The 12161-nt window shown below is 66.1% G+C and carries 9 protein-coding genes and 1 tRNA gene; 3 read left to right on the forward strand and 7 right to left on the reverse strand.

Features of this window, described 5'->3' with window-relative positions; all coding sequences use genetic code 11:
* Positions 1 to 171: 171 nt before the first annotated feature.
* From rho to argS, 6 genes are all read right to left on the reverse strand, one after another.
* On the reverse strand, positions 172 to 2175 hold the full coding sequence (gene rho / locus AC4ELS_RS31390) for a transcription termination factor Rho (protein WP_448448395.1): 2004 nt from the start codon (positions 2173 to 2175) through the stop codon (positions 172 to 174).
* A 312-nt stretch (positions 2176 to 2487) separates the two neighbouring features.
* On the reverse strand, positions 2488 to 3435 hold the full coding sequence (gene thrB / locus AC4ELS_RS31395) for a homoserine kinase (RefSeq protein ID WP_064957957.1): 948 nt from the start codon (positions 3433 to 3435) through the stop codon (positions 2488 to 2490).
* Positions 3436 to 3440: 5 nt separating this feature from the next.
* Complete coding sequence (gene thrC / locus AC4ELS_RS31400) at positions 3441 to 4541, reverse strand: threonine synthase (protein ID WP_448448394.1); 1101 nt, start codon at positions 4539 to 4541, stop codon at positions 3441 to 3443.
* Positions 4538 to 5860 carry a homoserine dehydrogenase gene (locus tag AC4ELS_RS31405; protein WP_448448393.1) on the reverse strand — a complete coding sequence of 441 codons (1323 nt, stop codon included), beginning with the start codon at positions 5858 to 5860 and terminating at the stop codon, positions 4538 to 4540. The genes thrC and AC4ELS_RS31405 overlap by 4 nt, the downstream gene beginning before the upstream one ends.
* Positions 5857 to 7242, reverse strand: coding sequence for a diaminopimelate decarboxylase (lysA, locus tag AC4ELS_RS31410; protein WP_498888335.1), 1386 nt, complete (start codon positions 7240 to 7242; stop codon positions 5857 to 5859). Before lysA ends, AC4ELS_RS31405 begins: the two co-directional genes overlap by 4 nt.
* A gap of 35 nt (positions 7243 to 7277) precedes the next feature.
* Positions 7278 to 8927, reverse strand: a complete 1650-nt coding sequence (gene argS, locus AC4ELS_RS31415; protein ID WP_448448391.1) for an arginine--tRNA ligase — start codon at positions 8925 to 8927, stop codon at positions 7278 to 7280.
* A 105-nt stretch (positions 8928 to 9032) separates the two neighbouring features.
* Here argS and AC4ELS_RS31420 point away from each other — a divergent pair.
* Positions 9033 to 9105: transfer RNA gene (locus AC4ELS_RS31420), tRNA-Arg, on the forward strand.
* A gap of 56 nt (positions 9106 to 9161) precedes the next feature.
* Here the strand turns inward: AC4ELS_RS31420 and AC4ELS_RS31425 are convergent.
* On the reverse strand, positions 9162 to 9824 hold the full coding sequence (locus tag AC4ELS_RS31425; RefSeq protein WP_448448390.1) for a hypothetical protein: 663 nt from the start codon (positions 9822 to 9824) through the stop codon (positions 9162 to 9164).
* Positions 9825 to 10227: 403 nt separating this feature from the next.
* On the opposite strand from AC4ELS_RS31425, the gene AC4ELS_RS31430 reads away from it, so the two are divergent.
* Entirely contained in the window at positions 10228 to 11385 is a 1158-nt protein-coding gene (locus tag AC4ELS_RS31430) for an acyl-CoA dehydrogenase family protein (RefSeq protein WP_217267071.1), read from the forward strand.
* Positions 11386 to 11396: 11 nt separating this feature from the next.
* The gene (locus AC4ELS_RS31435) at positions 11397 to 12083 is read left to right on the forward strand and encodes a GntR family transcriptional regulator (protein ID WP_448448389.1); all 687 of its coding nucleotides are present in this window, start codon (positions 11397 to 11399) and stop codon (positions 12081 to 12083) included.
* Positions 12084 to 12161: the final 78 nt, after the last annotated feature.

Here is a 12161-nt window from a genome sequence, read left to right on the forward strand (position 1 = left end):
GGTGACGCTATAGCCCCGACCCTGCTCGAACAACGCTACCGCCGCACCGCGCTGGGCCTCAGTCAACGAACTACAAGGATGCAAAAAAGTACTCCCCAGAAGAACAAACTGAATTTCTCAGTCCAACTTCCGGGGAGCACTTCAATATCGGGGGCCTTTTTGGTGTCGCGCTTAGTCGACGTCCATGTTGCCCGGAGCGGTCTTGGAGACCTGGACCAGGAACTCGTAGTTGGTCTTGGTCTTGCGCAGCTGGCTCATCAGCAGATCGATGGCCTGATGCGAATCCAGCCCCGAGAGCACCCGGCGCAGCTTGTGCACCACCGCGAACTCGTCCGTCGAGAGCAGCAGCTCGTCCTTGCGGGTACCGGACGGGTTGACGTCGACCGCGGGGAACACCCGGCGCTCGGCGATCTTGCGGTCAAGCTTAAGCTCGGCGTTGCCGGTGCCCTTGAACTCCTCGAAGATCACCGTGTCACCGGTCGAACCGGTCTCGACCATCGCCGTGGCGATGATGGTCAGCGAGCCGCCGTGCTCGATGTTGCGGGCCGCGCCGAGGAACCGCTTCGGCGGGTACAGCGCGGTGGAGTCGACACCACCGGACAGGATGCGACCCGAGGCCGGCGACGCGTTGTTGTACGCGCGGCCCAGACGGGTGATCGAGTCCAGCAGCACGACGACGTCCTTGCCCTGCTCGACCAGGCGCTTGGCCCGCTCGATCGCCAGCTCGGCGGCCTGGGTGTGGTCTGACGGCGGACGGTCGAAGGTCGAGGCGATGACCTCGCCCTTCACCGAACGCTGCATGTCGGTGACCTCTTCCGGGCGCTCGTCGACGAGCACCACCATGAGGTGGCATTCCGGGTTGTTCTTGGTGATCGCGTTGGCGATGTCCTGCATGATCGTGGTCTTACCGGCCTTCGGCGGCGACACGATCAGGGCGCGCTGCCCCTTACCGATCGGCATGATCAAGTCGATGACGCGGGTGGTCAGCCGCTCCGGCGTGGTCTCCAGGCGCAGCCGCTGGTTCGGGTACAGCGGGGTCAGCTTGGTGAAATCGGGGCGGTTCTTGGCCGCCTCGACCGGACCACCGTTGACACTGTCCAGGCGCACCAGCGGATTGAACTTCTGCCGCGGGTTCTGGCCCCCGCCGCCCTCACCCTCGCGGGGCACGCGGACTGCACCGGTCACGGCGTCGCCACGGCGCAAGCCGTTCTTGCGGACCATGTTCATGGACACGTAGACGTCGTTCGGCCCGGCCAGGTAGCCCGAGGTCCGGACGAACGCGTAGTTGTCCAGCACGTCGAGGATGCCGGCGACCGGCTGGACGACGTCGTCCTCGCGCAGCTCGGTCTCGTTGCCCCCCTCGGCGCCACGCTCACCGCGCCGGCGACGGTCACGGTCGCGGAACCGACGGCCGCGACGGCCCTGCCGGCCGTCCCCATCGCCATCGTCATCGGCGTGGGAGTTGGAGTTGCCGCCCCGGTTCTGCTGGTTGTCAGACTGGTCGGACTGCTCGCGCCCCTGGCCGCGGTCCTGTTTCTGGTCGCGCTTGTCGTCCTGCTTGTTGTCAGCCTTGTTGTCGGCCTTGGCCTCGCCCTTGTCGGCGTCGGACTGCTCGCGCTTTTCGCGCCGTTCCTGGCGTTCACGCTTGTCCTGCTTGGCAGGCTTTTCCTGCGGCTCGGCGGCAGCCTCAGCGGTCTTCGCGTCGGGCTCGGCGGAATCGGTCTTCGCCTCGGCCTTGACGGCCTCGGTGCCCGCATCGTTCTTGCCTGCGTCGTCCTTGGCCGCGTCGGCGACCGGCGCGCCGGCCTGGCGCGAGGAACCCCGACGCTCACGACGACGAGTCGCGGGCTGCTCAGCAGCCTCGGCACCGGCGTCCGGCTGGGTATCGGCGGCCGGCTTGGCCTCGGCGGTCGCACCGTTGGATTCACCACGGTGGGCGCGGATAGCTGCGATCAGCTCACTCTTACGCAACCCGGACGCGCCTTCGACACCGATTTCCTTGGCCAGGGCGCGCAGCTCAGGCAGAACCATGGTCGACAACGACGCGGGCCGGGCGCTGGAAGCGCGCCGCGCGGCCGCGGTGTCAGTGGTCGCGGTGCTTTCAGATGTCACGGCGTTCGGCAAATCCCCAGTGCCGTTGGCGTTGTCAGCCGTGAAGAGGTCCGTTTCTGTCACGGATTTCCTTTCTTTCCCTCGCTCATCAGGTCGTGCGAGGGTTCCCCAAAGGTCGAAGCGCGTTCAGCTGAACCGCTGAGCGCGTAGCTCACACCGTCGCCTTTGCAACGGCGATCGCCCGGGTCCGCCGATATACGGCGAGCCGTCAGTCCACGAGTAGAACACAAGAAGATTGGGTGGTCGTCCTGGTGTCGACGCAGGCAGAGACCCTGCGAGTGCTGGACGAAAGCGAGAATAACTCGCTTTTGTGAAGTAATCAAGCAACGTCAACACTGGGCGTGTGGCGTTCGGCTCTTCTTGTGCCGCACATCGTCAGTTCCTGGCGGCCACACCCGACGTCCAGCGGACGCCCGTTCCGACCGACATCTCCCTGACGGCGAACCCGTTCGCAGTGCCGTAATCCACGGCCTCATCAGGCAGTCCTACCTGCGAACTCAGCCCCAGAACCGTAGGTCCGGCCCCGGACAACACTGCTGCCACTCCACAACGCCGCAGCAACTGCAGGTATTCCGCGGAGGCCGGCATGGCCGCGGCGCGTTGTGGTTGATGCAACACATCCTCCGTGGCGGTCATCAGCAGATCCGGGCGCTCACTCAAGGCCACGACGAGCAGGGCCGCGCGGCTGACGTTGAATCGCGCATCGACGTGGCTGACCTGCTCGGGTAGCACCGCCCGGGTCTCTGCGGTGGACGACCGCTGCTGCGGGACCGCGGGGAACAGTCGGATGTCCGGATGCACGCGCACCTGGGCCGCGCGGTAGCGCGGCCGCCCGTCGGGATCGGTTTCGGTCCAGGACACGACCGCCCCGCCCAGCACAGCCGCCGCGGCGTTGTCCGGATGCCCCTCGAACTCACTCGACAGCTGAATCAGCTGATCTTCGGTCATCGGGTCCGAACCGGCTTGCGCCACAAGACCATTGACCACGGCGAGGCCGCCGACGACGGCAGCGGCCGATGATCCGAGCCCGCGCGAATGCGGAATCTCGTTGCGGCAGCGCACGATCAGTCCGGCCGCACGATAGCCGGTGGCCCGCAACCCGGCCTCGATGGCGCGCACCACAAGATGCGTCGCATCGAGCGGAACTTGACCCGCACCCTCGCCCTCGACCTCCAGCTGCAAGCCGGCTTCAGTTGTCTCGACGATGATTTCGTCGTAAAGGCTGAGCGCCAGCCCCAGGCTGTCGAAGCCCGGGCCGAGGTTTGCGCTGGAGGCTGCGACGACAGCAGTGGCCGTGAGCCCGGCGGGCAGGGTCTGATTCACCAGGCTCAGACCAGTCCGAGCTTGGCGACGACGGCTACCGGATCGACCGGCACGGCCGTGACGGTGGGCATGTCCTTGAGTGCGGTGTCGGGATCCTTGAGTCCGTTGCCGGTGACCGTGCAGACCACCGTGGAGCCGCGCTTGACCCAGCCGTCCTCGATCGACTTCAGCAGACCTGCCACGCTGGCCGCCGACGCGGGCTCGACGAACACGCCCTCATTGCGGGCGATCAGGTGGTATGCCGCGAGGATCTCTTCGTCGGTGGCAGCCAGGAATCGGCCCTTGGACTGCTGCTGGGCCTCGACCGCACCGGACCACGACGCGGGCGAACCGATGCGGATGGCGGTGGCAATGGTCTCGGGTTCCTTGACCGGCTCCCCCAGGACCAGCGGGGCAGCTCCGGCGGCCTGGGTGCCGAGCATGCGCGGCAGCCGGTCCGTCAGACCGTCGCGGTGGTACTCGGTGTAGCCCTTCCAGTAGGCGGTGATGTTGCCCGCGTTGCCCACCGGCAGAGCATGCACGTCAGGTGCGGTGCCCAGCGCGTCGACGATCTCGAACGCGGCGGTCTTCTGCCCCTCGATGCGGTAAGGGTTGACCGAGTTCACCAGCGCGATGGTCGGGAAATCCGCAGTGATCTTGCGGGCCAGTTCGAGGCAGTCGTCGAAGTTTCCGTCGACCTGGATGATCTTGGCGCCGTACATGACCGCCTGCGCGAGCTTGCCCATCGCGATCTTGCCCTGCGGGATCAGCACCGCACAGGTGATCCCGGCCTGAGCGGCATAGGCGGCCGCCGAGGCTGACGTGTTACCCGTCGACGCGCACAGCACGGCCTCCTGCCCACGCGCCAGGGACTCGGTGACCGCAACGGTCATGCCGCGGTCCTTGAAAGACCCGGTCGGGTTGAGCCCCTCGACCTTGAGATGCACTGTGCAGCCGGTGAACTCGCTCAGGCGCTTGGCATGGATGAGCGGCGTGCCGCCCTCGAGCAAGGTGATCGGCGTCCAGTTGTCGCCGACCGGAAGGCGATCTCGGTAGGCCTCGATCAATCCCGGCCAGGGCCGGTGCACCGGCCCTGCGCTGGTCTTTCCTTGCGTCCCGGGGTTCATGCGTTCGTTCCTTCCATACGCAGCACGCTGTTGATGGTCTGCACCGCGTCGAGATCGGCCAGCGCCTCGACGGTTTCCGAGAGCGCGGCATCGGTGGCCTGGTGGGTGACCACCACGATGCGGGCGCCGCAGGGCTGACCCTCCTCGTCGACCATGCCCTCCTGGCGCACCTCGGCGATGCTGACCTCGCGCTTGGAGAATTCTGCCGCCACCGCGGACAACACGCCTGGTTTGTCCGAGACGTTCATGTTGACGTAGTAGCGGGTGGGGATGAAGCCGATCGGGGCGATCGGCAGCTTGGCGTACTTGGACTCGCGCGGACCCCGGCCACCCTGGACCCGGTTGCGCGCGGCCATCACGACGTCGCCCATCACGGCCGACGCGGTGGGTGCGCCGCCGGCGCCCTGGCCGTAGAACATCAGCCGGCCGGCCGCCTCGGCCTCGACCACTACGGCGTTGAAGGCTCCGTTGACCGAGGCCAGCGGGTGCGTCAACGGCACCAGTGCCGGGTACACGCGTGCCGAAACACGTTGCTTGCCTTCGTCAGTGGTGAGCCGCTCGCAGATGGCCAACAGTTTGATGGTGCAGCCCAGAGCTCGGGCGGACTCGAAGTCGGCCGCACTGACCTTGGTGATGCCTTCGCGGTAGACGTCGTCGGCGGTGACCCGGGTGTGGAAGGCGATCGAGGCGAGAATCGCGGCCTTGGCCGCTGCGTCGTAGCCCTCGACGTCGGCGGTGGGATCGGCCTCGGCATACCCCAGAGCACTGGCGTCGGCCAGTGCCGAGGTGTAATCGGCGCCGGTGCTGTCCATCTCGGACAGGATGTAGTTGGTGGTGCCGTTGACGATGCCGGCCACCCGCACCACGGTGTCGCCGGCCAGCGACTGGGTCAGCGGACGGATCACCGGGATCGCGCCTGCCACAGCGGCTTCGAAATACAGGTCGACGCGCGCCTTTTCGGCGGCCTGCGCCAGTTCACCGGTGGACTGGGCCATCAGTGCCTTGTTGGCGGTGACCACCGACTTGCCCTGTTCGAGGGCGGCCAGGATGGCCTTGCGGGCCGGCTTCACCGGGCCCATCAACTCGACCACGATGTCGACGTCGTCGCGCGACACCAGCTCGACGATGTCGTCGGTGAGCAGGTCCTTGGGCACACCGCGGTCGCCGGAGACCTTGCGCACGCCGATGCCGCGCACCTCGAGTGGGGCACCGATGCGGGCCGCGAGGTCAGCGGCGCTCTCGTTGATGATGCGCACCACTTCACTGCCGACGTTGCCGAGCCCCAATACCGCTACGCCGATGGGCTTCTCATCACTCATTGACCACTCACCTCCAGGCTCAAAAGATCGTCGACAGTCTCCCGTCGGAGCACCAACCGCGACTTGCCGTCCTTCACTGCCACCACGGCGGGCCGGCACAGCAGGTTGTACCGGCTCGACATCGAATAGCAGTAGGCACCGGTGGCGGCGACGGCCAGCAGATCACCGGGCGCGATGTCGTCGGACACCCAGGTGTCGCGGACCACGATGTCGCCGGTCTCGCAGTGCTTGCCGACGATGCGCGCCAGAGTCGCGGCTGCGTCGCTGGTCCGAGACACCAGCCGGGCGTCGTACTCGGCGTCGTACAGCGCCGGGCGGATGTTGTCGCTCATACCGCCGTCGACGCTCACGTAGCGTCGCTGTGCGGTGGCGCTGATCGCCACGTCTTTTACCGTGCCGACCTCGTACAGGGTGACGGTTCCCGGCCCGGCAATGGCGCGGCCCGGCTCCACCACGAGCTTCGGGGTAGGTAGCCCGACGGCGGCCGACTCGCTTCGCACGATGGCCAGCAGTTTGTCGGCCAGCTCCCGCATCGGAGGTGGATCATCTTGCGGCACATAGGAAATGCCCAATCCGCCGCCAAGGTCGATGACCGACATCTGCGATGTCTTCTCGACACCGAATTCGGACACGACGTCGCGCAGTAGTCCGATCACGCGGTGGGCGGCCACTTCGAATCCGGCCACGTCGAAGATCTGGCTACCGACATGGCAGTGCAACCCCACGAGGCGCAGGTTGTCCGTGGCGAACACCTTGCGCACCGCCTCCATCGCCGCACCGCTGGCCAGCGACAGGCCGAACTTCTGGTCTTCGTGGGCGGTGGAGATGAACTCGTGGGTGTGTGCCTCCACGCCCGGGGTCACCCGGACCAGCACGTCCTGGACGATGCCCGCATCCCCGGCGACGCGGTCCAGGCGCTCGATCTCGATCAGGGAATCGACCACCACGTGCCCGACCCCGGCCTTGACGGCCGCGGTGAGCTCGGCGACGGATTTGTTGTTGCCGTGCAAGGTGATTCGCTCCGGCGGGAAGTCGGCGTGCAACGCCACCGCCAGCTCTCCCCCGGTCGCGACGTCCAGCGACAGGCCTTCCTGATTGACCCAGCGGGCGATCTCACTGCACAGGAACGCCTTGGCCGCATAGTGGACGTAGTCCCCGCCACCGAAGGCAGCGGCGATGTCTCGACAACGCGACCGGAAATCGTCCTCGTCGATCACGAACAACGGGGTGCCGTACTCGGCGGCCAGGTCGGTGACCGGAATCCCGGCGATCGACACGACACCGTCCTCATCGCGAACCAGGTTGCGCGGCCACACGTTTGGTGCCAGCAGCAGGATCTCGTCGGGAGACTGCGGCTTGACGGGTGCACCGGCGTGGTGGATCTCTTCGGCGTGCCGGGGGCCGGCAGGGTGCGCGTTCACATGCGCTCCGGAGCGGTCACACCGAGGATGCCCAGACCGTTGGCGATCACCTGGCGGGTGGCCTCGCACAGCGCCAAGCGCGCCGCGTTCAGATCGCCTGCTTCCTCGTCGCCCTGGGGCAGCACGCGACAAGCGTCGTAGAACCGGTGATAGTCGCCGGCCAGGTCCTCCAGGTATCGGCACACGCGGTGCGGTTCCCGCAGTGCGGCAGCGGCTTTGAGCACCCGGGGGAACTCGCCCAGGTTACGGATCAGGATGCCCTCTTTCTCGTGGGACAACAGATCCAGGTGCGCGGTGTCGGCAGCGACGCCGAGATCGGCGGCGTTGCGCGCCAGCGCGGACAGCCGGGCGTGCGCGTATTGCACGTAGTAGACCGGGTTTTCGCTGGACGCGCTGGACCACAGCGCCAGATCGATGTCGATCGAGGTATCCACCGAGGAGCGGATCAGCGAGTACCGGGCGGCGTCGACGCCGATGGCCTCGACCAGATCGTCGAGGGTGATGACGGTGCCCGCGCGCTTGCTCATCCGGACCGGCTGCCCGTCGCGGACCAGGTTGACCATCTGGCCGATCAGCACCTCGACGGTCGCGGGATCCTCGCCCAGTGCGGCCGCGACGGCCTTGAGCCGGGCGATGTAACCGTGGTGGTCGGCGCCGAGCATGTAGATGCACAGGTCGAACCCGCGTTCACGCTTGTCCAGGTAGTAGGCGATGTCGCCGGCGACATAGGCCGGGTTGCCGTCACTCTTGATGACGACGCGGTCCTTGTCGTCACCGAATTCGGTGGTGCGCAACCAGGTTGCGCCGTCCTTCTCGTAAATGCTGCCGGTCTCGCGCAGCTTGGCGATGGCCTGGTCGACGCGGCCGGAAGTGTGCATCGAGTCTTCGTGCGTGTAGACGTCGAAGTCGGTGCCGAACTCGTGCAGAGATTCCTTGATGTGGGTGAACATCAGGTCTACGCCGACCTCGCGGAACACTTCCTGTTGCTCGTCGGCGGGCAGGCTCATGACATCGGGGCGCTTGGCCTGCACGGAGGCGGCGATGTCGGTGATGTAGGCGCCGGCGTAGCCGTCCTCCGGCGCCGGCTCCCCCTTGGCGGCGGCGACCAGCGAGCGGGCGAACCGGTCGATCTGGGCGCCGTGGTCGTTGAAGTAGTACTCGCGGGTGACGTCGGCACCCTGCGTGGTCAGCAGCCGGCCCAGCGCGTCGCCCACTGCGGCCCAGCGGGTGCCGCCGATGTGGATGGGGCCGGTCGGGTTGGCCGAGACGAACTCGAGGTTGATCTTCTCGGCGAGCTCGGTGGAGTTGCCGTAGGCCGCGCCGGCGGTCAGCACGTTGGTGACGATGACGCCCTGCGCCGAAGCCTCGATGCGCAGGTTGACGAAGCCGGGGCCGGCGACCTCGGCGGCGGCGATGCCGTCGGCCGCGGTCAGCGCGATGGCCAACCAGCCGGCCAGCTCGCGCGGGTTGACACCGACCTTCTTACCGAGCTGCAGCGCGAGGTTGGTCGCGTAGTCGCCGTGCTCAAGGTTGCGCGGGCGCTCGACCGTGACGGTGTCGGGCAACGCGGCGGTGTCCAGGTCGTGTTCGGTCAGCACTGCGGCGGCAGTAGCCTTGAGCAGCTCTGCAAGGTCGGCGGGGGTCACGAGGGTCCATCCTATGGTCTGGGGTCCCCGCGCCCCGAATCCGTATTCGCTCTTCTATGCGCTACGCTATGCAAGCCCAATCGGCGCAGCTGATCTTCAGCCCGCGCCCCCGTAGCTCAGGGGATAGAGCGTCTGCCTCCGGAGCAGAAGGCCGCAGGTTCGAATCCTGCCGGGGGCACCCTCTCTGAACTGCGTAAACGCTCAGCGACAACGAGCGCACGACGTTGAAGACGGCTATGCCGCGTTGTCTGGCCAGCCTGGTGCCGCAGGCTGCATATCCGGCTTGGTATTGATTGATCGGCCGTCGGCGTTCCGCGCATCACGTCCATCAGGTAGCCGGTCGCTACATTGCTCCCGTCGGCGCTCGAAGTCGGCAAAGGTCTCGTGGTAATCGCTGCCGCCGAATCCCGGAGCAGACTCCCACTTGCTGTCGGGAGCCGCGCCCCGGATGCGCCACGATGAGAAGACGTCGTCCATCGGGGCCGGGTTGGGACCTTTCTGAGGAGCATTCGCTGCCGAACTTTCTGGTGCTGCCATTTCGACGTGCCACACCCGGATGGCCTTCATCGGCTCCTTGGGAGGTCCGGCCCAACCGCGCAAACCGGTTACCGGACTGTAGCCGTCCGCGTCATCGCGGTACATGTCGTACAACCCGTCGCACACGTACGCCCGCCAGCCGCCATCCACCTCGTCCAGCGACAGGATGTGGAAGTACTCGTTGCCATAGAACCGCTTTGACTCATATCGGGGCTGACCGGTGTACACCTCGTCGAGTTCGTCGTCCATGTACGGACGCACAAAGGTCAACATGTACGCAGGTGCATCACGCGGTGAATGATCGGTCAGTTCACGGTTGGCGGGAACGGCCCGTTCGAATCCGGGGTAGGCAGCGCTCATGTCGGACTTCATTTGCGCGACCCGCCAAGACTCCGCATACGCGCGCAGTGGGACCGCAGCACCCGAGTACAGATCAATGCCCGGCTCGGCAGTCCATCGAAAACGGAAATCGCTGAGCGTGTCCGACCGCTTGACCTGCGTTTCACTGCTCGGTATCTGGCGCACATCCGTTTTCTCAGAGGGCGCACAGGCCACGACGACTCCCAGTGCGAGAGACGCGCTCACAGCAACACTCCGCCACCCGACCATCACCGCCCCCTTTCACGGGCCGACCCGGTACTCGAAGCGGCCGATCCTCCCAAACCTCCCGATGTTCAGCGAACCCTAGCCGAACCACGGGGCAACAGCAGGATCGCATTCTCTATAGAATATTTTCTATAAAGTTTATGGAAGGGATGCCGCAGTGATCACGCTGTCCGCCGAAGAGCAGGCCATCGTCAGTACCGTCCGCGACTTCGTCGACAAACAGGTCCGGCCCGTCGTCCGGGAACTCGAGCACACGAACACCTACCCCGAAGAACTCATCGACGCGATGAAGGAGCTCGGCATCTTCGGGCTCGCGATCCCGGAACCGTATGGCTTCGCCGCGGTCTCGATGCCCTGCTATGCGCAGGTCACCGAAGAGCTAGCGCGCGGCTGGATGAGCCTGGCCGGCGCCATGGGCGGGCACACCGTGGTGTCGAAGCTGTTGTTGCAGTTCGGCACTGAGGAGCAGAAAGACAAGTTCCTGCCCCGGATGGCCACCGGAGAGCTACGGGCCACGATGGCACTCACCGAACCCGGTGGCGGCTCCGACCTGCAGGCCATGCGCACCGTCGCCGCGAAGGACGAATCCGGTTATTTGATCAACGGCTCGAAGACCTGGATCAGCAATGCCCGCAAGGCCGGCCTCGTCGCGCTGTTGTGCAAGACCGATCCGGCCGCCACGCCCGCCCACAAGGGTGTGTCGATCCTGTTGGTGGAGAAGGTTCCCGGCTTCACGGTCTCGAAGGACCTGCCGAAACTCGGCTACAAGGGCGTCGAGAGTTGCGAGATCAATTTTGTTGACTGCCACGTGGATTCGGATGCGCTGCTGGGCGGCGTCGAAGGACGCGGTTTCGCCCAGATGATGAAGGGACTTGAGGTCGGCCGAATTCAGGTCGCGGCCCGGGCGACCGGCGTGGCCCGCGCCGCCTTCGACGACGCACTGCGGTACGCGCAGGACCGCGAAAGCTTCGGGGTGCCGATCTGGCAGCACCAATCGGTCGGCAACATGCTCGCCGACATGGGAACCAAGCTCTACGCTGCCCGCAGCCTGCTGCTGGATGCGGCCGAGCGGATCGATGCAGGAGGCCGCTGTGACATGGAGGCCGGTATGGCCAAACTGTTCGCCTCGGAAACCGCCATGGAGATCGCACTGAACGCAGTGCGGATCCACGGCGGCTACGGATACTCCACCGAGTACGACGTCGAACGCTACTTCCGCGACGCGCCACTGATGATCGTCGGCGAAGGAACCAACGAGATCCAGCGCGGCGTGATCGCCAAGCAATTGGTCAAGCGCGGCGGAATCGACGTCTGAGGCCCGCTGCCATGACCGGGAATTCGAAGAGACGCACGCCGCTACGGCTGTCCGACGTCGCCGCGGCCCACGTGCGCGAGCTCATCGTCTCGGGGCAGCTGCACTCCGGAGAATTCATCCGCCCGGAGACTGTCGCCGACGAGCTCGGGATCAGCGCAACCCCGGCGCGCGAAGGCCTGCTGCAACTGCAGACCGAAGGCTTTCTGTCCGTCGAGCCTCGGCGCGGCTTCATGGTGACCGCGCTGTCGAGCGACGACATCCGCGACATCTACGACGCGCAGGCACTGCTGGGTGGTGAACTCACCGCCCGTACGGCCACGACGATCACCCCGGCAATGGTCGACGAACTCGAGCGCATCCAGGACGCGCTCGAAATTGCGGCTGCCAACCGTGATTTCGACGAGGAGGAACGCCTCAACCATCAGTTCCATGCCCTCATCTACCGGCTGAGCGGATCGCGCAAGATGCGCTGGCTGATCAAGACGACGTTGTCCTACGCACCGCGAAAGTTCTTCGCCGCGGTGGAAGGGTGGCCCGAGGCCTCGGCCCAGGATCACCGCGCCGTCATCGAGCACCTACGGGCAGGCGACCCCGAGAAGGCCCGTGCTGCCATGGCCGGCCACATCCGCAATGCCGGAGCGCTGCTCGCCGAGCATCTCGCTCAGGGCGAAGCCTCCCCCGGCAAAGACCGATCCTAGACAGTGAAGTGATCTTGAAGTTGGTTGTTCGCTTCTGCAAACAACCCTTCAGCAAACTGCACCAGAGGTATACAGTGG

It is taken from the genome of Mycobacterium shunyiense (assembly GCF_058270035.1).

What these genes read in the sequence shown, in the direction of transcription:
- thrC (WP_448448394.1), bottom strand. Translation starts at nt 4,541, where the DNA reads ATGAACCCCGGGACGCAAGGAAAGACCAGCGCAGGGCCGGTGCACCGG.
- AC4ELS_RS31405 (WP_448448393.1), bottom strand. Translation starts at nt 5,860, where the DNA reads ATGAGTGATGAGAAGCCCATCGGCGTAGCGGTATTGGGGCTCGGCAAC.
- AC4ELS_RS31425 (WP_448448390.1), bottom strand. Translation starts at nt 9,824, where the DNA reads ATGAGCGCTGCCTACCCCGGATTCGAACGGGCCGTTCCCGCCAACCGT.
- AC4ELS_RS31435 (WP_448448389.1), top strand. Translation starts at nt 11,397, where the DNA reads ATGACCGGGAATTCGAAGAGACGCACGCCGCTACGGCTGTCCGACGTC.